The following is a 15,855-nucleotide window of genomic DNA, read 5'->3' as shown; positions in this document are numbered from 1 at the left end:
GGAATTCTTAAAGATATTTAAAAAGTTTAACCTAATAATTTTTGGTATTATGCAATCGATCGACAGCTACGATTTCAAGGGCAAGCGCGCGATTATCCGCGTGGACTTCAACGTGCCCCTGAACGAAAAACTCGAAATTACCGACGATACCCGCATCCGTGCGGCGATCCCCACCATCAAGAAGGTGCTGGCCGAAGGCGGTTCCGCCATTCTGATGTCGCACCTGGGACGTCCGAAAAAAGGCCCGGAAGACAAGTTCTCGCTGAAGAACATCATCCCGGGAATCGAAGCCCGTCTGGGCGTGAAAGTCGATTTCGCCGGCGACTGCATGGGCGAAGAAGCTGCCAAGAAGGCCGCTGCGCTGAAACCCGGACAGGTGCTGTTGCTCGAAAACCTCCGTTTCTACGCCGAGGAAGAGGGCAAACCGCGCGGACTGCCGGAGAATGCGACCGACGAGGAGAAAGCCGCTGCAAAAAAAGCGTTGAAGGCGAGCCAGAAAGAGTTTATCAAACGCTTGGCCTCCTATGCCGACTGTTATATCAACGACGCGTTCGGAACGGCGCATCGCGCGCACGCTTCGACGGCGTTGATCGCCGAATACTTCCCGAACGACAAGATGTTCGGTTACGTGATGCTCGGCGAGCTGAAAGCGATCGACAAAGTGCTCGAAGCGCCGGCCCGTCCGTTTACGGCCATTCTCGGCGGATCGAAGGTTTCCACCAAGATCAGCGTGATCGAAAACCTGATGAAACGCGTGGACAATCTGATCCTCGGCGGCGGTATGACCTATACGTTCAAAGCCGCCCTCGGCGGTAAGGTCGGAACCAGCATCTGCGAGCCCGATCAGTTCGAAACGGCGCTCGGCATCCTGGCCAAGGCCAAAGAGATGAACGTCAAGATCTACCTCGCCGAAGACGCCGTTTGCGGAAAAGAGTTCAAGAACGATACCGAAACTCAGATCGCTCCGTCGAATGCGATTCCAGACGGTTGGGAAGGTCTCGACATCGGCCCGAAAGCCATCGCCGAGTTTACGAAGGTGATCGCCGAATCGAAGACGATCCTGTGGAACGGCCCGGTGGGCGTGTTCGAAATGGATAACTTTGCCAAAGGGTCGCGCGCGATTGCCGATGCAATCGTGGCGGCTACCAAGAAAGGCGCTTATTCGCTGATCGGCGGCGGCGACTCGGTTGCCTGCATCAACAAGTTCGGTCTGGCCGACCAGGTAAGCTATGTTTCGACCGGCGGTGGCGCCCTGCTCGAATACATGGAAGGAATCGAACTGCCGGGCGTAGCTGCGATTCGCAAGTAAGTTATCGCGCAGCCTGCCGATTTGAAAAATACCGGAGAGACCGTGTCTTTCCGGTATTTTTCGTTTTGCACCTCCGCGCTTTCGTGTCTTCCGCCTGCGTGCAATCGCTCCTCCGGGCGTAAAAATTTCAAAAAAATCTCCCGGATATTTGGAGGAATAAATATTTTGCCTATCTTTGCACTCGCAATCGGGAATAAGACGGTTGCCGACGTTCATAAGCATTCGGGAGTATAGCTCAGCTGGTTCAGAGCATCTGCCTTACAAGCAGAGGGTCCGGGGTTCGAATCCCTGTGCTCCCACTATCATTGAAACGGGAAAGGTCTAAAGCATGTGCTTTAGACCTTTTTTTGTTTCCGTAGGCGCTTCTTTGCGGTCGATTTCCATTGTCAGATTTTTCGTTTTTTTCGATTTCCGTATAATTCGGTCTTCAGAAGTTTTGGATAGTATATATTTTTTATTAATTTTGGTCCGAGCGATATCAAGTATAGCGAATAAAATAAGACAAAAAGCGGCATCCGTCGGATTATCATTTGTTTGTCAGTGCGTTATGACGGTATGTTTTAAATAACATTTTTTTATTTAACTATTTATTTAATCAGGGTATGGCGATGATCCTGCCGGTGTTGTGTAAGCGCCGGCCGTTCCGGATCGATCCTTTTACCTCGTAATTTGAAAAAGGAGGAATTCAATCGGAAAAAGAAATGCAAACAGCGGGGAGAGTTACGCGCTTTCCATTCCCGTCGCGGGGAACGTCGAACCTTATTTTAAACTCAATTTAACGTATTTTTATGAAAAAATTTTTACCCGGACTGATATGTCTGGCTGGCACTGCGTGTTTATATTGCTGCAGCAGCGAGTACGACATTTTTGAAAACGATGTCGAACAAATTTCAGATCAGTTTTCGGTCGCGGAGGCCCGCGCCTATTTCGAACGGACGGCCGAGGACCTTCGCGGCGTAACCATCGGCGCAGGCCATACGCACGCTCCCGTCACCAAGGCGCTGCCCGGCGCCGACGAAGTCGAGGGCGGCCCGGTGTTGACTCCTCAGTGGTCGAAAGGGCGGCAGACCGACGATAACGGCCTGGCCGTGTCGATCGAAATTCCGCTTGCGGTTCAAGGGACTCCGCTGCAGGCCGCCGTGTCGGAAAAGCGGAACGGTCGCAAGCCGTCGTCCTACCTGTCGACCGGTCTGAGCAAACTGATCCTGAAAAAGAACGTCGAGACCGGCGAAACATTTTATTTTATCGCTACCTTTATCCCCGATTCGGCTTGTTTTGCGAAGCGGAAGCAGGATATTAAAAATTACCGCTACATGAAAGATGCGGATTACAGCGGACTGGTGATTCTTTCCGACGAGCGCGGGGAGTATCTCGGCGCCATTCTCCGCAAAGACGGGAAGCAGCAGCGGGTGAAATTGCGACGCTGTATTCCAGAATCAGAAAAGCCGCAAGATGTAACAGATAATGTCTTGATGAGACTTAACTTGAGTCAAAAAGCTCCAATTGCTTTATTGGCAGGAACTAACGATTCGGAAGAGAGAAACGATGATGAAATCAAAGATGGAATTTGCTTAGGATGTGGTCAGCCGCTGAACGGATTTGATTACTGTCAAAATCCTAATTGTGGAGGTGTTGAGGTAGTTGGACCTCCTCTGCAACCAAGGCCTGATCCTATATGGCCAGGGCTATGTACAAATCCGAATTGCCCGTACGGAGGACATTGTAATGGTTTATGTGACCATGCCGGTATTGGCGGCGGCGGAGACAATGGCGGTGGAACTACAGGGGGAGGAGGTGAAATAGGAAACGATAATTCGGAATCTGTATTTGTTCTTATCCCTCGTGCTAAAATGCTTGATGCCGTCAATAAAGCAGTTCAGCAGATAATAAAATCTTTTCCAGGAAAGACTGCTGCATGTAGTAATGGTGTCCAGACTATATTCAAAAATTTATTTGGTTCTAACGCGTTGGATGGTAAAAGAGCCAATGATATGGTAAAATATTGGGAGGAGACTTCTGCTTCATGGAAACAAATTCCAATGTCTTCGGCTCAACGACTGGCGAATGATGGTTATTTTGTTGTTGCAGGACGATTTGAGTCCAGGCCAGGACATTCTGGACATGTAGTAGTTGTGGTACCGGGAGAAGAAAAACCAGGATGGGGTGGTTTGGTGCCGGTTGTAATGGATACCGGGTATGGAATGAGGTCTGTACAACAAAAGTTAAGTTCGAGTTGGAGAAAAGAGGCTAAAGACGAAATTCAGTTTTATTATTATAAAAACAAAAAATAATTGTTAGAAATGAAAAGGTTTTTCTTAATAATTTTGATATTCCAGGGGATTTGGTGTTCGGACCTTGTCGCTCAGGCATTGTTCACTCCTGTTTTTTCCTATAATGCCGTTGGAAAACCGGTCGCGAATAGTAAGTATTTGAAAATATTTACTTTAGGAAGAGAGTATGATTATATGAGAACATTGAAAACTTTCAGTTGTGCTTTGGCTACGCAAGATAAAAGCGGGAAGTATACGATCAGTCTTTCACGTTATGAGGAGAATGCCGACGATTCCGAGGTCTATAATCTGATATCCGTTTATCCGGACGGAGCGGCTAAGCCCTACGTTTTGAAACAGGCGGATGCATGGGAAAAACTTCCCGACGATTTGCGAAAATACGCCGCGAACGAGTATTTCATTACGATTCCGCTGAAAGATAATGCAGTGGCTTTGTTGTTCATCGGCCGTGCCTATGCCAACGATCCGCATCAACTGACTATTCTCGTTATGAGTAAATCTTATGTATGTACGGTTTACAATCGTCTGACTAATATCACCGAAATCAGGCCTGCAACCGCTACGGCGTCTTTTTCCCTTAAGGGTGAGGCCTGGGGGATTTCTTTTACGATAAAGAATGAAAACGGAATACTGAAAATCAACGAGTAACCTGAATTATTCCGATTGTCGCTGCTTTTTTTGTGTATTTTTGAGGTAGTTGTTTTATTTGTCGTGAAATGAAAAAGTTTTTTTTAAGCGCTTTATTATTGTTTGCATTTGTCGTTGAAAGTACGGCCCAATGGGGAACGATGAAAAGTTTGTTGGAGAGTATTCCCGTGACGGCTCCTCCCACTTCGGATATGTCCAAACAGCTCAAAAAATGGGTAGTTCTTAACGAAGAGAATCGTAAATTTCCGGATGTTATATATCGGGATTTTCAGCGGACTCAACCGGAAGTTTATTCCGATCCGGATCGGGAAGAGTACTGCGCTGCATATTGCCAGTTCCGGAAACCCGGTAATGATAATTATACCGTTTTGGGCGTATCCCTCGGGGAGGCGGATGTGACGTCTACGCTTTTGGTTACTTATGATTTGAATGGAACCCAATTGGATTGGGTCGAGGTTGATGCTAAATTCTCTGATATCAAACTGAAACAATACAAGATCACACCTGAAATGAAACTTTTCGTTTACGAGTTGAAGCCGACTTCGCCGACGCCGATCTATTTTTACGAAGATTATATCCAGAAAAAGATCTCTTCGCTGAATGCCCAGCGGATCGACACGGTTTACCAGATCGACGACGACGGCAAGGTCAATAAGCTGTCCGAAAAGAAATATCAGCCGAAGGACTATTCTATGACGATCCTCGAAACCGCCGATATCTGGAACGGGAACGAAGTACCTCTTCAGTAAACCGACGAGCCTGCAGGCGTTTTCCCGGCGATAATGTAAAAAGAGTGCGGCCGGTGCTTGCCGGTCGCGCTTCTTTTTATATATTATGTAACAGTGTAATTCTTGTTTGTCCTGAAAATGAGAAAGATTTTTTTGATTGTTTTTTTGCTTTTTGCTTTTTTTGTTGAAAGTACGGTTCAGGCGCAAACGATAAAAGAAGTTATTGAAGGCGTTCCCGTTCTTCCTACGCCAACGGCCAACGTGCCTAAACAGTCTCAAAAATGGATTTACATTCAAAAAGAAGACCGTAAATTTCCTGATATAATTTATCAGGATTTTCAACGGACAAAACCAGAGACTTATTCTGATCCGGATAAGGAAGAATTTTGTGTTGGTTGTTTTCAATTCCGTAAACCGGGAAATTCTAATTATACGACATTAGGTGTAAATGTGGGCCAATCGGATGCCCGGAATATGTTGTTGGTTACTTATGATTTTAATGCTAATCAGATTGATTGGGTTGAGGTTGAAGTAAAATTTAGCGATATCAAACTGAAGCAATACAAAATTACGCCAGAGATGAAGCTTTTCGTTTACGAATTGAAGCCGACTTCGCCGACGCCGATCTATTTTTACGAAGATTATATCCAGAAAAAGATCTCTTCGTTGAATGCCCAGCGGATCGACACGGTTTACCAGATCGACGACAACGGCAAGGTCAATAAGCTGTCCGAAAAGAAATATCAGCCGAAGGACTATTCCATGACGATCCTCGAAACCGCCGATATCTGGAACGGGAACGAAACGCCGTTACAGTAACGGAACGCCGGAATATGCGGTAAGGTGCAAAAGAAAGCGCGGTCCGGTTCGCCGGTCGCGCTTCTTTTTTATATCTTTGATTATCTAATCTTTGTCGGATCGGAATGAAAAAAGTACGATACCTGCGGGGGATTCCGGCCGGAATGCATATCGATTTGCTGGATAGGAGTAAATTTGTAGGATATCATCAAACCGGAGATTGCCTGCTTACAGCGAAGGCAATAATGGATAATTATGGATTGAAAGGACAATATGGGGGGGCGGATCATGTGTATCAGTTGATGTGAGAAGAGCGAGGAATGCTTAAACATTATGGAGTGGATTACAAGACTACTTTTGGGTTGGCTTATAAATGTATTAAACGGCATTTAGAGGCGGGGAGGCCAATTATAGTTGGTGTTGATCGTAAATTGGGGCTAAATTCTAACGAAGGAACGACCGATCATTGGATTCTCGTTACCGGGAGGGGGTACGATGACCGCCAAAAAATGTATTATTTTACTTAATATTGAAACGGGAACAGACTTTGTAGATAAAGGTTGTAATAATAGTACGAACAGATTGTATTATGAAATTGAGAAAGTTGTATTATTTAATCCGTCCGCAAATGATAATAAAAGTTGCTATACTGTAAGCCAAGTTAGACCGAATGACGGAAAAAATCTTGAAGAAACCATATCGCAACCGACAAAACCGTAAAGAATAATTAAACTAAAGTTATGAAAAAAATATTTTTAACTGGATTTTTGCTTTTGATTTTTGCAACTCATGGCATAGCCCAATCGGAATGGATGAAAACGGTTATTGACAATATTCCTGTTACGGCTCCTCCATCCTCGGATATAACTAAACAACGTCGAGCTGCTTATAATGTCCCTGGTGAAGACAGGGGTTTCCCGGATTATACTTACAAGGATTTTCAACGTAATCAACGTATTACTTATAAAGATCCGGATCGGGAAACGGATTGTACTGCATATTGTCAATTTCGCAAACCGGGGAATTCCGAATTTACGATTCTGGGGATTAGTATCGACGAAGGGGATTACAGGGACATACTTCTGGCGACCTATGAATTCGACGGTTCTCCGATTGATTGGGTCGATGTGGAGGTTAAATTCGGCGATATCAAACTGAAGCAATACAAAATCACGCCAGAGATGAAGCTTTTCGTTTACGAGTTGAAGCCGACTTCGCCGACGCCGATCTATTTTTACGAAGATTATATCCAGAAAAAGATCTCTTCGCTGAATGCCCAGCGGATCGACACGGTTTACCAGATCGACGACGACGGCAAGGTCAATAAGCTGTCCGAAAAGAAATATCAGCCGAAGGACTATTCTATGACGACCCTCGAAACCGCCGATATCTGGAACGGGAACGAAACGCCGCTACAGTAACGGAACGCCGGAATATGCGGTAAGGTGCAAAAGAAAGCGCGGTCCGGTTCGCCGGTCGCGCTTCTTTTTTATATCTTTGATTATCTAATCTTTGTCGGATCGGAATGAAAAAAGTACGATACCTGGTTTACGGTCTGTTCGGGGGCTTCGTCGTTTTGTGCCCGCTGGTTTTCGATTGCTTTTCCGCGCTGTGCCGTTTCCGGGCGGCGTTCGTCTGCCTGTATGCTCTGGGTTTTATTTTTCTGTTGAAGGCGCTGCTGGTTCCCGGTAGACGGCTCCGTATCGCGCTGCCGGACGTGCTGCTCGCGCTGTACCTGTCGTGGGGCGCGTGCAACCTGTTGTTCGTTAAGGCCGGGGGAACGGACGCCCTGCCGATTTTCGAGTGGATTTCCCTGTTGCTGGGATACCTGTTGGCTCGCAGCGTGCCGGAGCGCGCCGTGCCGCTCGTCCTCGGAGCGATCGTCTGTTCGGGTTGCGTGCAGGCGGCGGTCGGATTTTTACAGTGGCTGGACGTACTTCCGTCCAACCACAACCTTTTTCCGGTTACCGGCAGTTTTATGAATCCGGGGCCTTACGGCGGTTACTTGGCCGTTTGCTGGGTCGTCGGCGCCGGTTTGGCGATCCGGGCGGTACGTCGGAGACGCTGGCCGTCGGCTGCCGGATGGGCGGTTGCCGTGCTGGTCGTCGGCTGTCTGCTGGCTCTGTCCGATTCGCGTGCCGCCTGGCTTGCCGTGCTACTGGCGCTGGCCTGGCTGCTTTGCCGGGCCGCCGGGATTCGATGGACGGGGATTCCCGTCGGACTGAAGATCGCGGCGGCAGTCGTTTTTGCCGGCGTCCTGTGCGCGCTGTACGGGTATAAAAAAGGTTCGGCCGACGCTCGGCTGCTGATCTGGCGGGTCAGTTGCCGGATGTTCGTCGAGTCGCCCGTTACGGGCAGCGGGATCGCTTCTTACGCTTCGCGCTATATGGATGCTCAGAGCGAATATTTTGCGGAGAATCCTCAGTCTCCGTTCCTGGATGTCGCCGGGAACAATCACCGGGCGTTCAACGAGTTTATTCGTGTGGGATGCGAGCAGGGCGCGGTCGGCCTGCTGCTCGCGGGCGGATTCCTGCTGTCCCTTTTCGGAAAATCCCGTGCGGGCCGTTTCCGCGATCCGATCCGGGGCGGGATACTGGCGTTGCTGGTCTTTTCGTTTTTTTCCTATACGTCGGATATTTATCCGCTGAAATTTTATTATGCCCTGTTGCCGGGGCTGTTGCGACTGCGTCCGCTTCGCACTGCGACGGTGCCGGCTGTCGGACGGGGCGTCGCGGTCGCGCTCGTTTTGGCGGTCGCCGGCATGGCCGTTCGGTTTCAGGGACGTTACGAACGCGCTTCCGGCCGTTTGCAGGATTATATGCGGTCTCCTTCCGAAGAGAGCCTGAACCGGGTGAAAGACTGTCTCCCGGACGTGATCTATCATCCCGGTTTCATGTGGGAATACTGCCGGCATCTTTATCTGAACCGGCGGTATTGCGATTGCCTGGGCGTATTCCCCGTTTATCATGCCCATGTGCGGAAGACGTCGGAAACGCTGTGCGATCTGGGAAACGCTTATTTGAACGTTTACGGGTTCCGTGAAGCGGAGGCGTGTTTCGCGCAGGCCCGGCAGATGATTCCGACGCGTATCTATCCGCGGTACTGTCTGTTCCGGCTGTATCGGTCGCAGGGAGATACGCTCCGTGCCCGACAAACGGCCGAAGCGCTCGTCGCCTTTCCCGTCCGGATCATGAATTCCACGTCGATCCGCATAAAAGCCGAAGCCCGGAATTACCTGAAGCATCTCCGGCGGAACGATTGGTGATGCTGCGGAGAATCGGCGCCGGGGCTCTGCTCGCGGCGTTTACCACCAGACCTGTTTGCCGTCCTCGATGGTGAATATGCGTTCCTGAACCCCGCGCGTGTAATCGCGGATGAAGAACAGAGCGTGGGTGGGGATGCTGTCGTAGTGCAGTTTCAGGTTTTCTGCCTTCTGTTTGCCGAGCGAGGCCCAACCGTGTCGGTCTTTCCAGTAGAACAGCTCGTATTCGTCTCCGATCCACACGTTGTTGTCGTCGCTTCGGTAGACGAACAGGATGCGGTCCATCGAAACCGGTTTCCCGTAGTCCATGCCGGCCCATCCGTCGTAAGGGAACGGCGCGTCGAAGAACGTGAACGGATCGTTGTCGAACATGGCCTCCTTGTGGTTTTTCGGGTCCCCGATTCGGGTGCCCGGCGTGCCGATGATTTTACCTGTGTTCGGGACGGTGTCGCCGGCGAGGTAAAAGCGGACTTCGGCCATCTGGTTGTGCCGGTCGGGCGGAGACAGGAAACGCCAGTAGCGGTATTTGGCCGTATCCCGGCTCAGGTCGATCGTCCCGGTCGGATCGTTCCACCCTTCCGGAAATTCGAATACCGTGACCGAATCCCGAAAGTCGGGTCGGTTCGCCGCCTGGAATTTGCCGCCGATCAACCTTTTGGTCGTGTTGTACACGTGGTAATGGGGCGGGTATTTGCGCGTCAGGTCTACCGATTGCAGCCGGGTCGTGTCCGGGATCATATACTCCGCCCGTCCGTTCGCATCGAGCGTGAACGGATAGGAAAACGGGACGACTTTACCGTCGATGTAATACGACGGCAGGTAGGCGACGCTGCGCCCGATGTCTTCGAAGCGGACTTTCGACCGTTTCACTTCGCCCCATGCGATCGGAACCCAGTTCTTGTTGTCGAACATGGAGAGGTAGGCGAACCTGTTCTGCTGTTTCAGGCTGTCCGGAATGGATACCTCGATCGTCTGCGTGGACATGTACTCGGACGTTACGTCCTTGATGAAACTGTTGCGCAGAAACGGAGGAACGTCTTCTCCCGAGCGGTTGATACGGAACAGCAGCGGATTGATGGCGTACCCTTCCCGGAAAGCTTTCGCCATGGTTTCTCCCGGACGGTAGGCTTCGCCCGGAAACCCTTCGAACGGATCGAACTTTTCGTAGTTGCCGCCGGCGGTGGTTAGCACCGCGCACCAGGAGTGGCCCTCGTAACCGGTCGGCCACTGGGGCGTGTAGTCTACGGCCATCGGAATGCCTTTGCTCCGCATGACCGCCATGCAGACGATCCCCTTTTCGCCGCACGAGACGAAGTGTTTTTTTATCCAGGTCGACATCCTGATAGGTTGGTTGCCGTTGTAGGTATAGGGGCCGATGATCCGCATGTTCGGGAGCAGCGCGCTGTTGACGAACCGGGCGGCCCAATGGATCGAGTTTTTGTAATATTGGCAGCGATCCATGTCGCTCAGATCCACGATCGAATCGCAGAATTTCCGGCAGTATTCGCGCCAGTCGTCGGGCAGGAACGGGTCTTGCACTTTGTAGGGGAGGATGAATTCGCAGAAGTGGTCGAAATTCAGATGTGCCGACCACGGCGACGTCTTCCAGGTCGCGAAAGCGCTGTCGATGTTTTTAATCAGGTAATCGGCCTTGATTACCTGGATGTCGGGTCTCAGGGATTCCTGTTTGAAAGGCATCTCTTTCGAAATCTTTTCGAGGGCGGGGACTTTGAACTTTTCCCAGTCCAGATTCCGGGCCATGTTGAAATCCGTTTTCGATAGCTCCAGGAACGACGTGTCCAGCGGGATCGCCATCACCGAGTCGGCCTTGTCGCAAAAACGGTTGGCCAGAACGGAGTCGACGCTGTAATGCCCCGGCATGTTCGTAATCAAGTAGACTGCGGCACGGTATTTCTGGCTGTCGGCCGGATTTTGTTTGTAGTGGTCGAGCACCCGTTCCAGTTCGGCCCGGTTGTCGCCTGCCAGGTTGAGCGCCCATTCCAGCGTAAATTCGCGTTGAGCGCAGCAGCAAAGAAGTATTCCCGATAGGAGTACGACTGATAGATAAAAATGGCGCATTTTTAATATTAAATAGGTTGAGTCTGCGGATCGGCCCGGACACGGCCGGGAACGATCCGGCGGGTACGGGCGGTTAATTGATTGCAAGATAAGAAAAATAGCGAAACGATCGTACATATCGTCGGTTTTATGCGCCGACGGAACGGCGTTCGTGGCGGGGTTCGTTTCGTTTGTCGTGAAATCCCGGTTTCGGAATCCGTTCCGGTTGCCGGATTCCGTCCCTGACCGTCGCGCGTGCGTCTTTGTCCGGGTCGGCTCTTCGCCGCTTCCGCCTTTTTTTTGCGGGAGACGCAAGATGTGCGGTCTGCGTTTTGTAATTTTTGTCGCGCGGCGCTTCCGGATCGGTTTTGCGGGGCTTCCCGGCGGGATTTCTGCCGGAAAACGGAGCCGGTTTTTTCGACGGGAGCGGCGGAGCGAACGAAATTTGCGCAGCGCGTTGAAAAGTGGGATAAAAAGAGCTTTTTATATTTTCGGAAGATTGAATAAATTCAAGACGGTTTGCCGTATTGACCGATTTGTTCTTGAAAAAGAGCGCGTTTTTTCAATTTTTAATGCTATTTTTGCAATATTATCTTGTTATATGTTGCGTCATTTCAGGACAAATGATGTACATTTGCAAAATAAAATAATAATACCGCATGTTGGATACGTGGCATAGACTTGAACGCGTAATAAAGTGGACCGGGTTGTCTGTAAACTCGTTCGCCTTGAATATCGGTTTAAAGAGGAGTGAAAACCTCTACCAGATAAAACGAGGCAATAACGGGATCAGCCGCGACCTGGCGAACCTGATTACGACCAAGTATCCGACGGTAAGCAAGGGGTGGCTGTTGACCGGCGAAGGGGATATGTTTATCGAATCGCAGCCGGCGACCGTCCCCGAAGGAGGCGGAGTGCCTTATTACGGGATGGACGTGCTTTCGGCCGTAGAGTCCGACTTGCGTTCCGAACCGCGTTTCCGGATCAATGTCCCGTTGTTCAACGACTGCGATCTCGCCGCCCTGAATATCGGGACGGCCATGCAACCCGAGATTCCGGCGGGGTCGATCGTCATTCTGAAAAAGTGGACGGTTCCGGCCATTATTCCCGGGGAGGCTTATCTGGTGGTGACCCAGTATTTCCGGGGAATACGCATTATCCGTTTCGGCGAAGATCCGACCGATATCCAGCTGCTGGCGAGTAATACCAAACAGTACGATCCCATTTCGATCCGCAGCAGCGAAATTACGAAGCTGTTTATCGTAAGGGGGATTATCATCAAAAAAAGTTTGTAAGATTATGTTTTCGGGAATTGTAGAGACGACGGGGCGGATCGTGGCGATCCGCGAGGAGCGGGGAAACCGGCATTTCACGCTGGAATGTCCGTTTACCGGGGAGTTGAAGATCGATCAGAGCGTCGCGCATAACGGCGTGTGCCTGACGGTTGTGGAGTTGGACGGCTCCCGCTATACGGTCACGGCGATCCGCGAGACGCTGCTCAAGTCGAACCTCGGAGGGCTGACCGAAGGCGATTTGGTCAATCTGGAGCGCAGTATGCGGCCCGACGCGCTGCTGGACGGTCATATCGTGCAGGGGCATGTCGACCAGACGGCGCGCTGTACGGCGATCCGCGAGGCCGACGGCAGTTGGTACTATACGTTCGAATACGATCCGTCGGCGGGCAATATCACGGTCGAAAAAGGGTCGGTCGCCGTGAACGGGGTCAGTCTGACGGTTGTCAATTCGGCCGAGGGTTCGTTTCAGGTGGCGATTATCCCGTACACGCACGAGCATACCAATTTCCATACTTTTCGGGTGGGAACGGTCGTTAACCTGGAGTTCGATATCGTCGGTAAATACATTACCAAATTGGTGAAACAATATATCAAGGCGTGAGTTTCCCGCCGCCGGAACGAAGCGCCGCGACCCGGGTCGCGGCGCTTTCGCTTTCCGGATAATCGCCAAAGGGCTGCCGGGTGTGCTACTTTGGCTAAAAATAGCTATATTTGTTCGAAATACCGGGTTCGTACGACCCGTAGTAATCCGATCAATTCCTGGAATCGAAATGATGAATTCGCTTTTACTGTTGTTTGTCCGATGGGACGTGCATCCGACCCTGTTTACGTTCGGGCCGGTCGAGATCCGCTATTACGGTCTGATGTGGGCGCTGGCGCTCGGAATCAGCGCCTATATATTCAGTAACCTGATCAAACGCGAGGGGTACAGCGACAAGATGTTCGATTCGATCTTCTGGTACGGCGTCCTGTCGACGATCATCGGCGCTCGTCTCGGGCACTGCTTGTTTTACGATCCGGGTTATTACCTGACCCATCCCGTCGAAATCCTGTATATTCACCAGGGGGGACTGGCCAGTCACGGAGCCGCCGTCGGGCTGCTCGTCGGGCTGTGGCTCTTTTCGCGGAAAAACAAGATGCCTTACATGTGGTCGCTGGACCGCATCGCGATTGCCGTCTGCATTGCCGGCGCGCTGGTGCGGATCGGGAACCTGATGAATTCCGAAATTTACGGCGAGGCGACTTCGCTGCCGTGGGGATTCGTTTTCGTAAGGGCCGGAGAGACCGTGCCGATGCACCCGACCCAGATCTACGAGGCGCTCGCCTACTTGATCCTGTTCGTCGTGCTGTGCTGGATGTATTACCGCAAGGACGTCGCCCGGAAGCGGCCCGGCGTGATGTTCGGTATCTTCCTGATCGCGCTGTTCGGCTTCCGTTTTTTCGTCGAATTCATCAAGAATCCGCAGGAAGAGTTCGAACGTGGCATGTTGTTGGATATGGGACAGTGGTTGAGCGTCCCGTTCGTGATTCTGGGCGTCGTCATCCTGTACCGGGCGTTTAAACGTCCTGCAAAAGAACTTTCTAAGAAAACGAAATAATGGATCAGGTCAGTAATTTGGTGTATAACGCGCTGGCGAAGCGTCAGGGCGTTGTCCTGCCGGGGATCGGAACGCTGTATGCGGTGACGGTTCCCGCAGAAATGCAGAAGCCGGGCGTCGTAACGCCGCCGGTCAACCGGGTGGAACTCGTAACGGACGAACTGCCGGGGATTCCGCACATCGTGGATCTGATCGCTGGGTACGACCAGACCGATCCCGAACAGGCGCGGGAGATCTATAACCGCTGGCTCGCCGAAAACTGCTCGGAGGAGGGAGTGACGATCGGGGCGGTGGGCAATATCCGCGAGGGCGTTTTTACGCCCGATCCCGGCCTGGAGGAGGCGTTGAATCCGGTGGATACGGGCGCGGTGCGCCTGCCCGGGCGGATCGATGCGAAACGGGTGGCGATGTGGGTCGTTTTCGCGGTGCTGATCGGCGTCGGAATTTCGGTCGGCGCGATCGTGTGGTACGAATACAGCGAACAGATGCGGATCGTGCGGCTGTCCGAACAGCCCGTATTGCCGGCGTCTGTCCCGGCCGCGCCGGATTCTCCGGCCGTGAAGGTTCCTGCGGCGGCCGGTTCCGATTCCTCGGCCGGAGAGTCCGGCGCTTCGGCGGGAGTGGATTCGTCTGCCGCCGTGCCTGCGAAACAGCCCGAACCGGTGCGCGAGCCGGCGACCGTTCCTGCGGCAAAATTAGTTCCTGCGACTGCTGCGATGCACTATTACGTGATCGTGGGTACTTACAGCACGGATCAGAATGCCGAGAAGTTCATCGCGTCGGCCCAAAAGAAAAATGATAAACTGGAATATGCGAAAATCCCGATGCCGAACGGAAAGATTCTGGTTTCCGTTTTCGGGGCTACGGCCGAAACCGAGGCGAATCGGATGAAGAACGAGGTGTCCGGCCTGTTCCCGGATGCGTGGGTTTTCAAATCCAAATCCGCACGATAGCTTCCGGTGCGAAGACGAAAACGGCCTGTTCCTTTCGAAAGGAACAGGCCGTTTTCGTTCTTGCGAGCGGGGTTTACAGTCCGAAATGACGCAGCGCTTTGGCGATTCCTGCGCGGTCGACGCCGGTGGTGACGTAGTCCGCCGCCCGTTTGACTTCGTCCGCCGCATTTCCCATCGCGACTCCGATTCCTGCGTGGCGCAGCATCTCGATATCGTTCTGGCCGTCCCCGAAAGCCATCGTTTCGGCGAGGTCGATTCCGTGCGCGCGGATCATCGCGTCGATTCCGAGTCGTTTGCTGCCGCCTGCCGGGACGACGTCGATGAAGTACGGGTTCCAGCGCGTCGAGTCGCAGTGCGGGAGCGAATCCATCAGCGTGCGTTCCTGTTCGGGGCCTACGAACGCCATGAGTTGGTAAATGTCGTTGTGCAACGCGGTTTCGGCCGGGACGACCGGCGGATCGGCGAAATTGATCAGTTTTTGCGAAACTTTCACTTTGTCGTCGATCCGGTTGATGTACATCCGGTGCTCTTCGATGAACAGGCAGCCGAACGGGTCGCGGGCGAGCAGGTCGACAGTCGTTCGGATATCTTCCGCACGGATGCAGTTCTGGTAGATCACGCCGCGGTCGTCGTAACAGTACTGGCCGTTCAGCGTGATGTAACCGTCGAATGCGAGTCCGCCGAGGTTGTTCAGGTCGGCGTGGTGACGCCCGGTGGCGATGAACAACTTGATTCCCCGGGCGCGCAGTCTTTCCAGCGCTTGTACCGTCGACGGGGGAACCCGGTGGGTTTTGAAACTTACCAGCGTGCCGTCGATGTCGAAAAATACCGCTTTAATCATGGTCGTTGCGTGTTTGCCGGCCGGATGCCGGTTTTTATTTGTGCGGCAAAGATAAAGAAATTAATTTTGCCGCA

General features: G+C 51.9%; 14 protein-coding genes and 1 tRNA gene. 13 read left to right on the top strand and 2 right to left on the bottom strand.

What is annotated here, in order from left to right; genetic code table 11:
* Positions 1–49 precede the first annotated feature (49 nt).
* The 9 genes from PGR91_RS01240 to PGR91_RS01200 all read left to right on the top strand — a co-directional run bounded on the left by PGR91_RS01240 (position 50) and on the right by PGR91_RS01200 (position 9,039).
* Entirely contained in the window at positions 50–1,309 is a 1,260-nt protein-coding gene (locus PGR91_RS01240; RefSeq protein WP_118655424.1) for a phosphoglycerate kinase, read from the top strand.
* A gap of 224 nt (positions 1,310–1,533) precedes the next feature.
* Positions 1,534–1,608, top strand: a tRNA-Val gene (locus PGR91_RS01235).
* Positions 1,609–2,097: 489 nt separating this feature from the next.
* Complete coding sequence (locus tag PGR91_RS01230; RefSeq protein WP_101571737.1) at positions 2,098–3,600, top strand: hypothetical protein; 1,503 nt, start codon at positions 2,098–2,100, stop codon at positions 3,598–3,600.
* 9 nt (positions 3,601–3,609) lie between these two features.
* Positions 3,610–4,248, top strand: coding sequence for a hypothetical protein (locus PGR91_RS01225; protein WP_147387354.1), 639 nt, complete (start codon positions 3,610–3,612; stop codon positions 4,246–4,248).
* 368 nt (positions 4,249–4,616) lie between these two features.
* Positions 4,617–4,997 (top strand): hypothetical protein, encoded by a 381-nt coding sequence (locus PGR91_RS01220; protein ID WP_147387353.1) that lies wholly within the window; start codon positions 4,617–4,619, stop codon positions 4,995–4,997.
* 117 nt (positions 4,998–5,114) lie between these two features.
* Positions 5,115–5,795, top strand: a complete 681-nt coding sequence (locus PGR91_RS01215; protein ID WP_147387352.1) for a hypothetical protein — start codon at positions 5,115–5,117, stop codon at positions 5,793–5,795.
* 104 nt (positions 5,796–5,899) lie between these two features.
* The gene (locus PGR91_RS01210; protein WP_118655416.1) at positions 5,900–6,082 is read left to right on the top strand and encodes a hypothetical protein; all 183 of its coding nucleotides are present in this window, start codon (positions 5,900–5,902) and stop codon (positions 6,080–6,082) included.
* A 432-nt stretch (positions 6,083–6,514) separates the two neighbouring features.
* On the top strand, positions 6,515–7,195 hold the full coding sequence (locus PGR91_RS01205) for a hypothetical protein (RefSeq protein WP_147387351.1): 681 nt from the start codon (positions 6,515–6,517) through the stop codon (positions 7,193–7,195).
* A 104-nt stretch (positions 7,196–7,299) separates the two neighbouring features.
* Positions 7,300–9,039, top strand: a complete 1,740-nt coding sequence (locus tag PGR91_RS01200) for an O-antigen ligase family protein (RefSeq protein ID WP_118655410.1) — start codon at positions 7,300–7,302, stop codon at positions 9,037–9,039.
* A 39-nt stretch (positions 9,040–9,078) separates the two neighbouring features.
* Here the strand turns inward: PGR91_RS01200 and PGR91_RS01195 are convergent, their stop codons facing one another.
* Positions 9,079–11,115, bottom strand: coding sequence for a hypothetical protein (locus PGR91_RS01195; RefSeq protein ID WP_147387350.1), 2,037 nt, complete (start codon positions 11,113–11,115; stop codon positions 9,079–9,081).
* 707 nt (positions 11,116–11,822) lie between these two features.
* On the opposite strand from PGR91_RS01195, the gene PGR91_RS01190 reads away from it, so the two are divergent.
* The 4 genes from PGR91_RS01190 (at position 11,823) to PGR91_RS01175 (ending at position 14,940) form a co-directional block, all read left to right on the top strand.
* The gene (locus PGR91_RS01190; RefSeq protein WP_257937045.1) at positions 11,823–12,389 is read left to right on the top strand and encodes a S24 family peptidase; all 567 of its coding nucleotides are present in this window, start codon (positions 11,823–11,825) and stop codon (positions 12,387–12,389) included.
* A gap of 4 nt (positions 12,390–12,393) precedes the next feature.
* Positions 12,394–12,990 (top strand): riboflavin synthase, encoded by a 597-nt coding sequence (locus tag PGR91_RS01185; RefSeq protein WP_055202471.1) that lies wholly within the window; start codon positions 12,394–12,396, stop codon positions 12,988–12,990.
* Between the two features lie 172 nt (positions 12,991–13,162).
* A complete protein-coding gene (lgt, locus tag PGR91_RS01180; RefSeq protein WP_118655406.1) occupies positions 13,163–13,987 on the top strand; it encodes a prolipoprotein diacylglyceryl transferase in 825 nt (274 codons plus the stop codon).
* Positions 13,987–14,940 carry an SPOR domain-containing protein gene (locus PGR91_RS01175; RefSeq protein ID WP_118655404.1) on the top strand — a complete coding sequence of 318 codons (954 nt, stop codon included), beginning with the start codon at positions 13,987–13,989 and terminating at the stop codon, positions 14,938–14,940. Before lgt ends, PGR91_RS01175 begins: the two co-directional genes overlap by 1 nt.
* A gap of 73 nt (positions 14,941–15,013) precedes the next feature.
* Here the strand turns inward: PGR91_RS01175 and PGR91_RS01170 are convergent, their stop codons facing one another.
* A complete protein-coding gene (locus PGR91_RS01170) occupies positions 15,014–15,781 on the bottom strand; it encodes a Cof-type HAD-IIB family hydrolase (RefSeq protein ID WP_118655402.1) in 768 nt (255 codons plus the stop codon).
* Positions 15,782–15,855: the final 74 nt, after the last annotated feature.

The organism is Candidatus Alistipes pullistercoris, from assembly GCF_027665465.1.
In the GTDB taxonomy this organism is placed as follows: domain Bacteria; phylum Bacteroidota; class Bacteroidia; order Bacteroidales; family Rikenellaceae; genus Alistipes_A; species Alistipes_A hominis.
Note: the sequence above shows the minus strand (reverse complement) of the source record. Positions and strands in the feature narration are given on the sequence as shown.